At 59.9% G+C, this 15658-nt stretch carries 11 protein-coding genes; 5 read left to right on the top strand and 6 right to left on the bottom strand.

The features are described from left to right. Window positions 1-277: 277 nt before the first annotated feature. Genes JUI81_RS16845 through JUI81_RS16825 form a run of 5 tightly spaced genes read right to left on the bottom strand, consistent with a single transcriptional unit; the run spans window position 278 to window position 8658 of the window. Window positions 278-1684, bottom strand: coding sequence for an ATP-binding protein (locus JUI81_RS16845; RefSeq protein WP_204124691.1), 1407 nt, complete (start codon window positions 1682-1684; stop codon window positions 278-280). Beyond that, a complete protein-coding gene (locus JUI81_RS16840) occupies window positions 1681-3492 on the bottom strand; it encodes a DAHL domain-containing protein (protein WP_204124690.1) in 1812 nt (603 codons plus the stop codon). Before JUI81_RS16840 ends, JUI81_RS16845 begins: the two co-directional genes overlap by 4 nt. After that, window positions 3489-4448 carry a cytochrome-c peroxidase gene (locus JUI81_RS16835; protein WP_019581574.1) on the bottom strand — a complete coding sequence of 320 codons (960 nt, stop codon included), beginning with the start codon at window positions 4446-4448 and terminating at the stop codon, window positions 3489-3491. The genes JUI81_RS16840 and JUI81_RS16835 overlap by 4 nt, the downstream gene beginning before the upstream one ends. Window positions 4449-4492: 44 nt before the next feature. Further along, window positions 4493-6355: a bifunctional diguanylate cyclase/phosphodiesterase gene (locus JUI81_RS16830; protein ID WP_204124689.1), complete on the bottom strand. Its 1863-nt coding sequence runs from the start codon at window positions 6353-6355 to the stop codon at window positions 4493-4495. Continuing rightward, the gene (locus tag JUI81_RS16825; protein WP_204124688.1) at window positions 6352-8658 is read right to left on the bottom strand and encodes an EAL domain-containing protein; all 2307 of its coding nucleotides are present in this window, start codon (window positions 8656-8658) and stop codon (window positions 6352-6354) included. The genes JUI81_RS16830 and JUI81_RS16825 overlap by 4 nt, the downstream gene beginning before the upstream one ends. A gap of 257 nt (window positions 8659-8915) precedes the next feature. Between JUI81_RS16825 and JUI81_RS16820 the strand changes: the two genes are divergently transcribed. From JUI81_RS16820 to JUI81_RS16805, 4 genes are all read left to right on the top strand, one after another. Beyond that, window positions 8916-10268, top strand: a complete 1353-nt coding sequence (locus JUI81_RS16820) for an HD domain-containing phosphohydrolase (RefSeq protein WP_204124687.1) — start codon at window positions 8916-8918, stop codon at window positions 10266-10268. A 216-nt stretch (window positions 10269-10484) separates the two neighbouring features. After that, a complete protein-coding gene (locus tag JUI81_RS16815; RefSeq protein ID WP_019581570.1) occupies window positions 10485-10919 on the top strand; it encodes an NUDIX domain-containing protein in 435 nt (144 codons plus the stop codon). A gap of 36 nt (window positions 10920-10955) precedes the next feature. After that, window positions 10956-11594, top strand: a complete 639-nt coding sequence (locus JUI81_RS16810) for a LysE family translocator (protein WP_019581569.1) — start codon at window positions 10956-10958, stop codon at window positions 11592-11594. A gap of 2 nt (window positions 11595-11596) precedes the next feature. Beyond that, the gene (locus JUI81_RS16805; RefSeq protein WP_028939462.1) at window positions 11597-12106 is read left to right on the top strand and encodes a GNAT family N-acetyltransferase; all 510 of its coding nucleotides are present in this window, start codon (window positions 11597-11599) and stop codon (window positions 12104-12106) included. Window positions 12107-12115: 9 nt separating this feature from the next. Here JUI81_RS16805 and metR read toward each other — a convergent pair whose 3' ends face one another. Further along, window positions 12116-13033: a transcriptional regulator MetR gene (gene metR / locus JUI81_RS16800; RefSeq protein ID WP_018926627.1), complete on the bottom strand. Its 918-nt coding sequence runs from the start codon at window positions 13031-13033 to the stop codon at window positions 12116-12118. Window positions 13034-13152: 119 nt separating this feature from the next. Here metR and metE point away from each other — a divergent pair, with 119 nt between their 5' ends. Further along, a complete protein-coding gene (gene metE / locus JUI81_RS16795; protein WP_204124686.1) occupies window positions 13153-15465 on the top strand; it encodes a 5-methyltetrahydropteroyltriglutamate--homocysteine S-methyltransferase in 2313 nt (770 codons plus the stop codon). The last annotated feature ends 193 nt before the right edge of the window (window positions 15466-15658 follow it).

Below are 15658 nucleotides of genomic sequence, written 5' to 3'. Positions count from 1 at the left end.
GTTTCCTTGGGTTCGGACTCGGTCATGTAGGACCGTGGTATACAGGCTTTTGTGGCGAGGGAGCTTGCTCCCGCTCGGCTGCGCAGCAGTCGCAAAACCTGCTGACGGGATTTGTCTGACTGAACGCATTGCCTGTTTTGGGATCGCTTCGCGATCCAGCGGGAGCAAGCTCCCTCGCCACAGAGATCTCCTGTGTTAGCACAGAGCGTCAGGCATTCTGCGCCTGGAGAATAAACGAAAACAGCCTGGATTGAGATTTGATCCCTTGTTCGGCTGGTCAGACAGCCACTTTCGATTGGCGCACCGGCAGCTCGACCCGAAACGTGGTACCCACGCCGACTTCGCTGCGTACCGAAATATCGCCCCGGTGTTTTTTCACGATGCCATAGGACAGTGACAACCCGAGCCCTGTCCCCTGGCCCACCGGTTTGGTGGTGTAGAACGGGTCGAATATTTTCTGCAGGCATTCCGGTTCGATGCCTGATCCGGTGTCCGCGACTTCGATCGACACCGTTTCACCTTCAAGCCCGGTACGCAGGGTGATGGTGCCCCGTTCCGGCCCCATGGCCTGAGACGCGTTGACGATCAGGTTCATGATCACCTGATTGATCTGCGACGGCAGGCATTCGATGTCAGGCAGCGTTTGATACTCCTTCACCACATCGGCCTTGTACTTGAGTTCATTGGCGACGATGTTCAGCGTCGACTCGATGCCCTGTTGCAGGTTGGTCCACTGCCATTCCTGATTGGAGTCGACGCGGGAGAAGTCCTTCAGGTCTTTGACGATCTGCCCGACCCGGTTGATACCGTCCTTGGACTCCTTGATCAGCAGCGGAATGTCTTCGCGCAGAAACTCCAGCTCGACCTTTTCACGCAACTGGCCGAGACGTTCGAGGACTTCGCCTGAGGTAATGACAGCCTCCGCCTCCCGATAAGCATCGAGCATGGTCTGCAGCTGTTTGAAATAGCCATCGAGGGCGCCGAGGTTGGAGGAAATGAAGCCGATGGGGTTATTGATTTCATGGGCGACGCCCGCCGCCAGTTGCCCCAGCGAGGCGAGTTTTTCCGACTGCACCAGTTGGCTTTCCAGTTGTTTTCGCTCGTCGATTTCCCGCTGCAATGCTTCGCTGGCCTGTTTGAACTGGGCCGTGCGCTGATCCACCAGATGCTCCAGATGGCTCATCTGGATAGATGCCCGTTCGGTCATGTCCCATTTGGTGAGCAGGGTGTTGGCCATCTGCTGGACTTCGATATTGTCGAACGGTTTTTTCAGAATCAGCAGGCGGTCGTGGGCGTGCAGGCGCTCCAGCAGTTCATCCCACGAATAGTCGGAATAGGCGGTACACACCACCACTTGCAGGTTCGGGTCTTCTTGCCACAGGTGTTCGATGGTTTGTGCACCGTCCCAGCCCTCGGGCATGCGCATGTCGACAAAGGCCAGGGCGTAGGGGCGGTCTTCCTGTAAGGCCTGGACGAGTTTGCCCAGGCCCTCCTGACCGCCATACGCCGAATCCAGCTCGAACAGAAGTTGAGTGGATTTCACTTCGCTGCCGAACAGCGCGGCCTCCATTTCGTCCAGTTCTGCATGTTTGGCCGAGGTTGGGGTGAGGATTTTGCGAAAGTCATCATGGATGGACGGGGTGTCGTCGATCAGCAGAATGCGGCGGTTCGATAGGTCGCTCATGCTTCCTCCATGACGGGGTTCAACGGGATCTGCAAGGTGAACAGGGAGCCCTTGCCCGGCCCGTCGCTGTGGGCGGTGAGGTGGCCGTTCATTTCGATCGCGGCCAGCGCGCAGCTGTGCAGGCCGAAGCCGTGGCCTTCCTTGCGGGTGGTGAAACCGTGGGCAAAGATCCGCGTCATGTTTTCCGGCGCAATGCCTTCGCCGTCATCCTTGACGCTGATTTGCAGGATCGTGTCCTCGACGACTTTTACCCCAAGGGTGATCTGTCGGGCTCGGTTGCTGAGGTCGGACATGGCGTATTTGGCGTTGCTGATCAGGTTGATCAGGATCAGCAACAAGCGGTGCTTGTCGCCCATCACTTGCGGTACGTCGCCGTACTCCTTGACCACCGTGACGTGATGCCGGGTCAAGGCGCCTGCGTTCATGCGCAGGGCGTCCTCGAGCAATTCGCTGATGTACAGCGGCTCCACCAGGTTGTTGGCCCCCGCGTAGGACTGCTGGGTGGCGACGATGTCTTTGATGTGATCGACGCTTTTGCTCAACTGCGCGAGTTCCTCGGTCATGCCTTGCTGTTCGAGGGCAATCGCCTCCACCAGTTGATTCAAATAGCCTGGCAGTAGTTTTCCTTTTTCGTTCTGGGTCAGAAAAGTGCCGAGGTCGCTTTGATGCTCGTTGATCAGCTGCATCGCCTTGCCCAGCCCCTGGGCCTTGCTGCTACGCAGCCGGCGGCTGACCAGATCGGCCGAGATGTTCACGCTGTTGAGCACGTTGCCGACGTTGTGCAGCACGTTGGTGGCGATTTCGGCCATGCCGGCCTGACGCGCGGTGTCGAGCAATTCGCTCTGGGTATCCTTGAGTTCGCGAGTGCGCTCTTCGACCCGTTGTTCGAGGACTTCGTTGGCGGTTTGCAGTTCTTTGTTGACCCGCTGAGTCTCCCCGAAGCTGCGCATCAGGCGGATTGCCAGGTACACCAGCACCAGCACCAGCAGCGTCGAAAACACCAGCATGTAGAAGTGGTAGCGCTGGTCGATGGCATCGGTTTGCTGCTGGTCTTCGTTCAGCAGGCCGGTAATGTCGTCCAGTCGTTCGGCCACGGGAATGGCCTCGATGTTTTCCAGTAACCGATTGACCACCGGTTGTTCACGCAGGATCAGCGCGATGTGGTTGCTCAAAATATCGATCGGGCTGTGAAACTGCTCCGGCAATCGCTGCTTGTTCACCCCCAGTTTGTTCAGCCCCACCAGAATCTCGGCCGCTTTATCGTCGGAGGTGACCTGGGCGAACTCCAGGCTGCTGAGCAGCAAGTCGTAGGTGTCGGTGGCAATGTTCTGCAGTTGCAGTTTGTGTTCATCGGGCAGTTGGGCAAGCGGTTCCTGGATGTCGTCTTCGGCCGTGGGCAGGAACGCCAGTGAGTTGCGCAGCACCGCGTTGTGGGATTTGAACTGCTCCACCAAGCGGGTTTTTTCCTGGATGGCGGCAAGGTATGCCTCATGACTGGCACGCCAGGTCGGCGTGTCGTTGCGGCCGTGATTGGACTCCATGCTCTCGAACCGCTGCCACAGGCGCGTCATCTCGCTCAGCGGTGCCACCAACGGATCGTAATTGTGACTGATGGCGATCCTGGACTTGAGAATCTCGGTTTCCCATTGCGCATTCAACTGTTTGATCCGACCGATCAAATCCCGGGATTCGGCGTAGGTCGACGTCTCGTTCGAGCTGGACTTGAGGTACAGGAACAACAGCGTCGAGGCCAGCAGCACGGCCACGGCAGCGAGCAGCGCCAGGTTGCGGCGGGGGAACGTTTTCATAAAGGTTTGCCTCCCCATTCACCGGTCAAGGTCTTGAGGAATTTGATGATCAGGTCCTTATCCTTGTCGGAGGGCACACGGCCGAGCTGAAACTTGAACATCACGTCTACCGCCTCTTCGAGGGTTTTAGCCGAGCCGTCGTGAAAGTACGGCGCGGTCACGGCGACATTGCGCAGGCTCGGCACCTTGAACACGTTGCGGTCCTCTTCGGCCTTGGTGACCAGATAGCGGCCCAGATCGGCTTCGGTGGGGTTGCCACGAGCCTGAAAGTAATCACCCATGACCCCGAATTTCTGGAACATGTTGCCGCCGATGTTCACCCCCTGATGGCAGGCAATGCAGCCGTAGTCCTTGAAGCGTTGGTAACCGTACTTCTCGTCAGTCGTGAGAATGTCGGTATTGCCCGACAGGTATTGGTCGAAACGCGAGTTGGCGCTGATCAGCGTGCGCTCATACGTGGCCAGGGCACTTTGCACATTGTTCATGGTGACGCCGTCCGGGTAGGCCTTGGTGAAAGCGCTTTTGTAATCCGGGTCGGCGGACAGCATCTGGACCACATGCTCCCAATGACTGCCCATTTCACTGGGACTCTGTACCACTTCGTGGGCTTGGGTTTCCAGAGAATCGGCGCGGCCATTCCAGAATTGCCGGAAGTTCAGGCTTGCGTTGAACACGCTCGGGGTATTGATCGTCAAGGGATCGCCCTTGAAGCCAGTGGACAATGCCTTGTCGTCGGCGCCGCCGATTTCCAGACGATGGCAACTGGCGCAGGACAGGCTGTTGTTGACCGACAGCCGTGGTTCGTTGAACAACCGGCGACCGAGTTCGACTTGCGAGGGATTCTGCTCGGGCACTGCGGGCAAGGGTTTGAGCGGTTCGTCCAGCGGTGCGCCACTGGCTATCAGACAACAACCGAGTAGAGGCGCAAGGAGCAAGTAGCAGAAGGAACGTGACATCTTGTGATTCCTTGGCTCAGGGCCTGTGTGTTGTTGCACATCGTTCAGGAGATGGGCTTTACGGCGGTCAGGTATTGCACGAAGGCGTCCGGCTCCACGGCTTTGCTGAAGTAGTAACCCTGGCCTTCCTCGCAATGGAGCGCCTTGAGAAAATTCAGTTGTTCGAGGGTTTCCACCCCTTCGGCAATGACCGTCAGATTGAGGCTTTTGCCCAGGCTGATGATGGCGCCGACCAGAGCCGCGTCGTTGCTGTCACGGCCCAGGCCACGAATGAACGATTGGTCGATTTTCAGTACATCGATGGGAAACCGTTGCAAGTAACTCAGGCTGGAATAGCCGGTGCCGAAGTCATCGATGGCCAGCCGTACACCCAAAGCCTTGAGCCGATTCAGCGCGACCATCGTGGCATCGACGTTCTGCATCAATACGCCCTCGGTGATCTCCAGCTCCAGCAACGCGGGGTCCATACCGGTTTGCTGGAGTATCTGTTCGATGCCTTCGACAAAATCCCGCTGGCGGAAATCGATGGCCGACACGTTCACCGACATGCACAGATTCGGCAGGCCATTTGCCTGCCAGGTACGGGCTTGCCGACAGGCCTGGGCCAGCACCCATTTGCTCAATGGCACGATCAAGCCGCTGTCTTCGGCCACACCGATGAAGTCTGTCGGGTAGATCCAGCCTTGCCCCGGTTTTTGCCAGCGGATCAACGCCTCGGCGCCGACCACCTTGCCGCTGTCCAGGTCGAGTTTCGGTTGGTAGTGCAGGACAAACTCGTTCCGCTCCAGTGCCAGGCGAATCCCCGACTCGATGGTCTGCTGTTCCCGCGCGCGCTGGTTCATCTCATCGATGAAAAAGCTGAAATCGTTGGGGCCGCTTTCCTTGACGTTGCGCATCGCGGTTTCGGCTTTCTTGATCAGAGCGATGGCATCGAAACCGTCATCGGGATAGATGCTGATGCCCAGGCTGGCCGTCACGCTCAGGTCATGTCCGGCGACGTGCTGGGGCGCACGTATGGCGTTCAACAGTTTTTCGGCGATGCCCTTGGTCTGTTGGGGGTGGTGGATGTCGGCCAGGATCACCACAAATTCGTCGGAGCCGTAGCGAAACACCGAGTCGGAGGCGCGCACGCAGGCCACCAGGCTTTGCCCGACACGCTTGAGCATCTCGTCACCGGTCGGGTGGCCCAACGCATTGTTGATGCGCTTGAAGCGGTCGAGCCCCAGAAACATCACCGCCAGTTGTTTGTCATGGCGTCTGGACAAGGCCAGGGACTGGTTCAGCCGGTCACCCAGCAAGGTGCTGTTGGGCAGCTCGGTCAACACGTCGTACTGCAACAGATGAGACACCTTGAGCAGTTCGTGGACCCGGGCTTCGATGGTTTGCTCCAGGCTCAGCACTTTCATCGCCGCGTCCTGCGCCATCTGCCACTTCCAGGTCAGGGCGCTGGCCATCTGGCGGATTTCCAGGCTGTCGAAAGGTTTTTTCAACACCAGCAATTGATCGCCGAATTCCAGCCGTTCGGCCATGGCTTCCCAGGTGTAATCGGAGAACGCCGTGCACAACGCGATTTGCAGGTTAGGATCGGCTTTCCAGAGCCGTTCGATGGTTTCCAGGCCATCCCAGCCAGGCGGCATGCGCATGTCGGTGAACGCCATGGCATAAGGGCGACCTTCTGCCTGGGCCCGCTTGACCAGTTTGAGTGCTTCCTGGCCCTGATAGGCGGAGTCGAGCTGGAAGACCAGCCGAGTCGTTTGTGGGGTGTCGAACAGCGCGGCTTCAGTGCCGGCGAGGGTGAGTTCATCGTCGGTATCGGCGCCCAGAATCTTGCGGAAATCCTCATGGATCGAGGGCGTGTCATCGATGATCAGAATGCGCCGGTTGGCCTGGATGAACGGAGTTTTCATTCCTTGTCCTCCGTGGCACGCTGCGAATCGCCCGGCCTTGCTCCGGGATTGTGATTCGCGTGCACGATGCTCCCGGCCTTCAACAGTTCGGCGGCCTGCTGGCTGCTGACCGCTTGGCTGAAGTAGTAGCCCTGGGCGTTCATCGGTGAGCCGGTGGCCATCAGCGAAGTGCGTTGCTCCTGGGTTTCGACACCTTCGGCGATGATGCCGATCCCGACGTCGCGGGCGAAATTGATAATGGCCCGCAAGGTGGTGGCGCTGGCCGCGTCGTGGGCGGCGGTGTCGATGAACGCCTGAGCGAGTTTCAGGTGATTGACCTGGTAAGTCCTGAGGTAGTCGAACGAAGAGTATTCGGTGCCGAAGTCATCGATGGCGATCTTCACCCCCAGCTCATGCAGGCGCGGCAGGATATCGTTGTGCGTCCACTTGGTCTGGGCCAGGGTCGCTTCGGTGACGTCGAAACGCAGGTCCCATGGGCACAGATCCCAGCGGGCAGTGGTGCGCAACACGTCATAGATCAGCTCGGGACCACTCTTGAGCTGGGCTAGGGACAGTTTTATCGCCACCACCGGTGGTGCCATGCCTTCTTCGCGCCACTGGTGCATTTGCCGACAGGCGCGCTCCAGCACCCAGTGACCGAGGGCGATGATGATGCCGGTCTTTTCCGCCGCGGGCAGGAATGCCGGGGCTTCCAGTAAACCGCGTATGGGGTGATTCCAGCTGACCTGCGCTTCCATGCCGAGGATCTTGCCACTGCTCAGGTCTACTTCCGGCCAGTAACGCAGTTCGAGCTCGTCGCGTTCGATGGCGGTTTTCAAGTCGTTGGCGATGGTCATGCGCTCGACCACTTCCTGATTGATTTCCTCGGAGTGGAAGTGGTACTGGTTGCGGCCCTTTTCCTTGGAGCGATACAGCGCCATGTCAGCCTGGGTCAACAGGCTGTCGGCGCTGAGGCTGACCTGGGTGTAGCTGCTGATGCCGATACTGACCGAGACCCGCACATCATTGCCGGCCAGGGAGTAGGGCTGCACCAGTGCATCGCGGACTTTGGCGGCCAGGGCCGCTGACTGGGTCGGATCGCCGACGTCCAGTTGCAGTATTGCGAACTCGTCGCCCCCCAGGCGGGCGACCACGTCGTTTTCCCGCACGCAGGTTTTGATCCGTCGGGCGACCTCCTGCAGCAACAGGTCACCCACCGGGTGGCCCAGGGTGTCGTTGATGCGTTTGAAGTGATCCAGGTCCAGGTAAAACATGGCAAACGGGGTGGCCCCTCGCCGGGCGGCGGCGAACGCCTGATGCAGGCGCTCGATCAGCGTCGCGCGGTTGGCCAGCCCGGTCAGCCCGTCGGTGCGGGCCAGCAGGGCGATCTTTTCCTCGGCCAGTTTGCGTTCGGTGATGTCGATGATGATGCCTTCGACTTCCAGCAAGCGGCCTTCATCGTCGCGCACCGGGATGTAGCGGTTTTCGACCCAGCGCCAGTCACCGTCGCCGGTGCGCATCCGGAATTCGATGGAAGCACCGGCTGCATGGCGGTCCAGCACCCGCGCCATGGCCGTGTCGACTTTCTCTTGATCGTCGGGATGGATCAGCTCCTGAGCCCAGTTGGACGAAGCCACCAGGGCCGCCGCGATGTGGCCGTATTTGGTGATGTTGTGGGAGATATACATCAACGGAAACGACGGTTCGCCCCGCAGCCGATACAGAATGGTCGGGCTGTTCTGCACAATGATGTTGGCGTCGGACAGCTCCCGGGTGCGCTCCTCGACCGCTTGCTCCAGCAGGGACATCTTCAGCGCCGCGTCTTCGGTCATTTGCCACTTGGCGGTCAATGCGCTGGCCATCTGGCGGATTTCGATGGCATCGAAGGGTTTTTTCAGGATCAGCAGGCGATCGCCCAGATCCAGGCGCTCGTCGATGTCTTCCCAGGAATAGTCGGAATACGCGGTGCAGAGCGCCACTTGCAGCTTGGGATCGACCTGCCACAGGCGCTCGATGGTTTCCAGGCCGTCCCAGCCCGGCGGCATGCGCATGTCGATAAAGGCCATCGCGTAGGGGGAGTCATTCGCCAGCGCGGTCTCGACCTTGTCCAGCGCCTCACGGCCCTGAAACGCGGATTCGATGATAAAACCTTGCGACGATACCGACACGGGGGTGCCGAACAGGGCGTTTTCAGCGCTGGCCAGACTGTCGTCTTCGATCGATGACGGGCTGAGAATCTTGGCGAAATCCTCGTGGATCGACGCGGTGTCGTCGACGATGAGGATCCGACGATTAGTCCGCGCAAGCAGCGTATTCACTGACATGCGCCTGTACCGACAGCAGTTTGGTGCGATGAGCTCATAGAGGGTATCCCTTCCCTGAGTGCTGGACGGAGCGGGCATCGTTTGGATCCGAGTGACCTGAGCATAGTCGTCTGGTCGGATATTCGCCCGGTTGACTGAAACGAATCATTTGCGGAGTCGGTCGGAAAATCATCTAGCCTGTAGCTCAGGCTCGGGAAAGTCAGAGGAAGTTTTTTCGCGCCTGACATAAAGAGGCTGGTTTCACTTGAGGTATCGCCATGGAAGAGCAGCTCCCCACGACTGTGACCGATAAACCCACGTTACTGCTGGTCGACGATGAGGAGTCGATTCTCAACAGCCTGCGCCGCCTGTTACGCAGCCAGCCCTATGAGGTGCTGCTGGCCACCAGCGGTGCCCAGGCCCTGGAAATCATGGAGCAGCGGTCGGTCGATCTGGTGATGAGTGACGCGCGAATGCCCAATATGGACGGCGCCACGCTGCTGGCCCACGTCCATCAGCGCTACCCCGACACCACCCGGATCATGTTGACCGGTTATGCCGACCCCTCGGCCATTATCAAAGCCATCAATGAAGGGCAGATCCATCGTTACATCAGCAAGCCCTGGCACGATGAGGAAATGCTGCTGACGCTGCGGCAATCGCTGGCCTATCAGTATTCCGAGCGTGAGCGGTTGCGTCTGGTGCAGGAGACGTGGGACCAGAACGAAAAACTGAAGCTGCTCAACACCACCCTGGAAAAACACGTCGCGGCCCGCACCAGCGAGCTGCAACAGACCGCTGACATGCTGGACCTGGCTTACGAAGAGCTCAAGCGCAGCTATGTCACCGGCACGGAAGTGTTTTCGTTGCTGGCCAACCTGCGCCTGCCACCTGCCAAGCAGACCAACCGGCAGATCATCGAACTGGTGCGGGTGTACTGCAAACTCCATTACTTGGACGAAGCCACCAGTCGAGACCTGACCATGGCGGCGGCGCTCTACAACATCGGTAAATTGAGCTGGACCGACAGCATGATGAGCACGCCTTCGGATCTGCTGCATCACAATGACCGCGAGCGCTATCGGGGTTATCCGAAGCAGAGTGAGTCGCTGCTGATGACGCTCGACCCGATGAAAGATGCCGCGCGGCTGATCCTGCATCACCAGGAGCGTTGGGACGGCAGCGGTTTTCCCGATCGGCTCAAGGGCGAGGCCATTCCGCTCGGTTCACGGTTGCTGAAACTGGCGGTGGATTTCATCGAGTTGCAGCGCGGGCTGATCCTCGAACGGCAGATGAACAGCGATGAAGCCCTGGTGTATATCCGCCAGTACGCCGGTCGGCTCTATGACCCGGAACTGGTGGAGGATTTCATTAAGGTCTGTGCTGCTTACCTGAGCGATGTGACGCTTGCCGATCCGACGGTCAAGGTGCTGACCACCCGGGACCTGGCGGCGGGCATGATCCTGGCGCGCAACCTGAATGCCGACAACGGCATGCTGCTGCTCAATGCCGGCAAGGTGTTGAACGGGCCGCTGGTGGAGAAACTGATCGCGTTCGAGGCGATGGAAGGTGCCAAGTACAGCGTTTTTGTGAAGGTGCCGGAGGAAGTGGCGATTCTCGAGACGAGTTGAGCTATCAGCACTGATCAACAGTGGGAGCGGGCTGTGGCGAGGGGGCTTGCCCCCGTTTGAGTGCGTAGCACTCACAAGATCGTTGATACATCAGAGATTTTGGGGCTGCTTCGCTGCCCAACGGGGGCAAGCCCCCTCGCCACAATGCTTTTCGGCGTGACGAAAAGCCGGCGCTCATGTGATCCTTGCGCCTTTGCCCAAGGCCAATCCTGATCCATGACGCTTTCATCCACCGCTTCGCCCCGCATCATCCACATTGCCGCTGCCCTGTTGATCGGCCCCGACGGTCGCACCTTACTGGTGCGCAAGCGCGGCACCCAGGCGTTCATGCAGCCGGGGGGCAAGATCGAGGCCCATGAGCAGCCGGTCCACGCCCTCGCCCGTGAGCTGGAGGAGGAACTGGGACTGGTCATCGATCCGGCGCACGCCACCTACCTGGGGCCATTCTCGGCACCGGCCGCCAACGAGCCGGGTTTTGTCGTACAGGCCGAACTGTTTCAGTTGACCATCGATTCTGACGTTTGCCCGGCGGCGGAAATCGAAGAGGTGCGCTGGATCGACCCGGCCACCGACGGCGATCTCACGCTGGCGCCATTGACACGAGACCTGATCTTGCCGTTTTATCGAGCTTCACTGATCGAAACCGCCTGATCACCCAGACCCTCTGACTTCAAGGACAGGATGCCCATGATTCCACTTCAAGACTTGCTGATTTTTGCCGCTGCGGCGTTGCTGATGGTACTCACGCCAGGGCCGAACATGATCTACCTGATCTCCCGTTCCATCTGCCAGGGACGCAAGGCCGGGGTGACGTCATTGCTGGGCGTGGTCGCGGGATTTCTGGTGCACCTGTTCGCCGCCGCAGCGGGTTTGACCGCGGTGTTCATGGCCGTGCCGGTGGCCTACGAGGTGCTGAAGTGGGCCGGTGCGTTGTACCTGCTGTGGCTGGCCTGGCAGGCGGTCAAGCCCGGTGCGCGTTCGCCGTTCGAGGCGCAGCAGTTGCCGGCGGACTCGTCACGCAAATTGATCACGATGGGTTTTCTCACCAGCGCTCTGAACCCGAAGATCGCGGTGTTTTATCTGTCGGTGTTTCCGCAGTTCATTTCCCCTGAGCACGGTTCGGTGTTCAACCAGAGCATCATCCTCGGCCTGACCCAAATCAGCGTGAGCTTCAGCGTCAACCTGCTGATCGCGCTGTTCGCCGCAGGCATCGCCTCCTGGTTCGTCAACAACCCGAACTGGCTGGCGATGCAGCGCTATTTCATGGGCTTCGTCCTGTCCGGGCTGGCGGTGCGGTTGATGTTTGAGCAGCGGCGAGTGGCCTGAACATGTGGATTCAGCGGCTTGATGTCAGTCATGCCCTGGATTATCGGGCGCTGATGCTCGAAGCCTACGACTCGCATCCCCAGGCGTTCACTTCCAGCGTGCGCGAGCGCGCCACGATGCCGCTGGGGTGGTGGGAGTCGCGCCTGACCAGCAAGCTGGACCGGGTGCTCGGGGCGTTCGAGGAAGGGGAACTGGCAGGCATCGTCGGCCTGGCCTTCGAGTCTCGGGAAAAGGCCCGGCACAAGGCGACGCTGTTTGGCATGTACGTGACCGGCAAGGTGCGCCAGCGCGGGCTCGGTTATCAACTGTTACAGGCCGCGTTGGCTGAAGCGCAGAGTCATCAAGGCCTGAGGCTGATCCAGCTGACCGTCACCGCCGGCAACGAAGCCGCCTTCAGGCTGTATCAGCGCTGCGGCTTCGTGCAGTTTGGCCTGGAACCGTTGGCGGTGCGGGTCGGCGAAGACTACTTCGACAAGATCCACATGTGGCGCGAGATTACCCCTGAGCCTTGATCGGTTGCTCTATCGCACAGCACTAACCCCATCCAGCGTCGAAAACGACGTGTCCTTGGCCGTCAGCAAAAAGTCGCGCATGTACGGCGCATCCAGCATGTCGGCGCGGATCCCGGCATACAACGTCGCAAACAAGCCTTTCTCCCCCAGTCGCTTGGCCTTCACATAACCCCGTGAACTGTACTCATGCAGCGCCCAATGGGGCATGCCGCAGACACCGCGACCGCTGGCCACCAGTTGCATCATCATCACCGTCAGTTCCGAGGTGCGCACCTGCGCCGGTTCGATGTCGGCCGGTTCCAGGAAGCGGGTGAAGATGTCCAGCCGATCGCGTTCCACCGGGTAGGTGATCAAGGTTTCCGTGAGCAGGTCTTCGGGCACGATGTACGGCTTGCTCGCCAAGCGGTGTTGGTTCGCCACCGCGAGCATGGCTTCGTAGGTGAACAACGGCACGTAAGTGATGCCCACCAGTTCCAGCGGATCGGAGGTCACCACCAGGTCCAGGTCGCCTCGGGCCAGCGCCGGCAGCGGGGCGAAGGAGAAGCCCGAGGCCAGGTCCAGCTCGACTTCCGGCCAGGCATCGCGGAACTGGTCGATGGTCGGCATCAGCCACTGGAAGCAACTGTGGCACTCGATCGCCATGTGCAGACGCCCCGCCGTGCCACCGGCCAGCCGTGCAATGTCACGCTCGGCACTGCGCAGCAACGGCAGGGTGGCGTCGGCCAGTTGCAGCAGGCGCAAACCGGCACTGGTGAAGCGCACCGGTTTGGTCTTGCGCACGAACAGCGGCATGCCCATGCGTTCTTCCAGCTCCTTGAACTGGTGGGACAGCGCCGATTGGGTCAGGTGCAGGCGGTCGGCTGCATCCACCAGGCTGTCGGCTTCGCGCAGGGCGTGCAGGGTTTTCAGGTGACGGATTTCAAGCACCGAGGGCTCCATGAGGAAAACTTGTGATCAACACGAAAAGGTTGAGTTTGTCTCATGTTGGCTGAGCTGTCGACAATAGCAGCATGTTTTACAGCATCCTTTATAGAGAGAAATTCACCATGGCTCTGGCCCACACACTTGGTTTTCCGCGCATCGGTGCCGACCGCGAACTGAAAAAAGCCCTCGAAGCCTACTGGAAGGGCGACCTCGACCATGACGCATTGAAAAGCGTCGGCCGCCAATTGCGCGCCACCCACTGGCAATTGCAAAAAGACGCTGGCATCGACCTGCTGCCCGTCGGCGACTTCGCTTGGTACGACCAGGTGCTGACCCATTCGCTGACCTTTGGTGTGATCCCCGAGCGTTTCGACAGCGTCAAGGATGAACGCGGCCTGCCGACCCTCGACACCCTGTTCGCCATGGCCCGTGGCGCCACGGCAGCCTGCTGCGGCAGCGAACACGGCACCGCGCAATACGCCCAGGAACTGACCAAGTGGTTCGACACCAATTACCACTACCTGGTCCCGGAATTCAGTGCAGACCAAGCATTCAAACTGAGTTGGGAACAGTTGTTCGATGAGGTCGAAGAAGCCAAGGCCCTCGGCCACAATGTCAAACCGGTGATCATCGGCCCGCTGACTTACCTGTGGCTGGGCAAAGCCAAAGGCAACGACTTCGACAAGCTCGACCTGCTGGAACGCCTGCTGCCGATCTACGGCGAAATCCTCGGCCGCTTCGCCGCCCAAGGCGTGGAGTGGGTGCAGATCGATGAGCCGATCCTGACCCTCGACCTGCCACAGTCCTGGAAAAACGCCTTCGAACGCGCTTACCACATCCTCCAATACTCGCCGCTGAAAAAACTCGTGGCCACCTACTTCAGTGGCCTGGAAGACAACCTCGGGCTGGCCGTCGGCCTGCCTGTACAAGGTTTGCACATTGACGCGGTGCGTTCGCCGGATCAGCTCGGCCAGGTTTTGGATCGACTGCCGACCTACAAGATTCTCTCGGTGGGGCTGGTCAACGGCCGCAACGTCTGGCGCTGCGAACTGGAGCAAGCCCTGGCACAACTGCAATTTGCCCAGGAGCGCTTCGGCGATAACTTGTGGGTCAGCAGTTCCTGCTCGCTGCTGCACAGCCCGGTGGACCTTGCGCGTGAAGACAAACTCGACCCCGAACTGAAAAGCTGGCTGGCGTTTGCCGTGCAGAAGTGCGGTGAGATCGCCGTGCTGCGCGATGCCCTGAACGATCCGCAAGCGCCCAAGGTGCAAGCCGCCCTGGCTGAAAGCCGCGCCATTGCGGCCAGCCGCGCCCAATCGCCGCGTATCCACAAGGCGGATGTTCAGGCCCGCATCAACGCCATCGGCGCGGCAGACAGCCAACGCCATTCGCCGTTTGCCAAACGGATCGAGCAGCAGCGTGCGCGCTTGCAGCTGCCGGCATTCCCGACGACCACCATCGGCTCGTTCCCGCAAACCGGTTCGATCCGCCTGGCTCGTCAGGCCTTCAAGCAAGGCAAACTCTCGGCCAACGATTACACCGATGCCATGCACAGCGAAATTCGCCATGCGGTGCAAATCCAGGAACGCCTGGGCCTGGATGTGCTGGTGCACGGTGAAGCCGAGCGCAACGACATGGTCGAGTACTTCGCCGAACAGCTTGAGGGGTATGTCTTCACCCGTTTTGGCTGGGTCCAGAGCTACGGTTCGCGCTGCGTCAAACCGGCGATCATCTACGGCGACCTGAGCCGCCCAAACGCCATGACCGTCGACTGGATCACCTATGCCCAGAGCCTGACCGACAAGGTCATGAAAGGCATGCTCACCGGTCCCGTGACCATGCTGATGTGGTCGTTCCCGCGCGAAGACGTCTCGCGCAAAATCCAGGCCCAGCAGCTGGCATTGGCCCTGCGTGATGAAGTGGTCGACCTGGAAGCTGCCGGCATCAAGATCGTGCAGATCGACGAAGCCGCATTCCGCGAAGGCCTGCCACTGCGCCGGGCGCAATGGCAGGAATACCTCGATTGGGCCGTGGAAGCATTCCGCCTGAGCGCCTCCGGGGTGCGCGATGAAACCCAGATCCACACGCACATGTGTTACAGCGAATTCAACGACGTAATCGAGTCCATCGCGGCGATGGACGCCGACGTGATCACCATCGAAACCTCGCGCTCGGACATGGAATTGCTGGAGGCCTTCGAAGCCTTCGACTACCCGAACGACATCGGCCCGGGCGTCTACGACATCCACTCGCCACGGGTGCCGGACACCGCCGAGATGGTCAAGTTGATGAGCAAAGCGGTGAAGCGGATTCCGGCAGAGCGGTTGTGGGTGAATCCCGACTGCGGGTTGAAGACCCGGGCCTGGCCGGAGACAGAGGCGGCGCTGGTGAACATGGTGGCGGCGGCGCGGCAGTTGCGCAGTCAGTTGGCCTAAACCCTGCGGCGCCTGTTCTGGCGCCTTCGCGAGCAAGCCCGCTCCCACATTGATCGGTGTCGTACACAAAATCTGTAATCGACACAAATCCAATGTGGGAGCGGGCTTGCTCGCGAAGAACGATAACGCGGTCTTGAGGATGACCGCTCAGCACTCTTCATCAAACTGTCACGTAACTGTGGCAGCGCGCTTG

Source organism: Pseudomonas sp. 008, from assembly GCF_016861935.1.
GTDB lineage: Bacteria > Pseudomonadota > Gammaproteobacteria > Pseudomonadales > Pseudomonadaceae > Aquipseudomonas.
The sequence above is the reverse complement of the archived record's forward strand: the minus strand, read 5'-3'. Positions and strand labels throughout refer to the sequence as shown.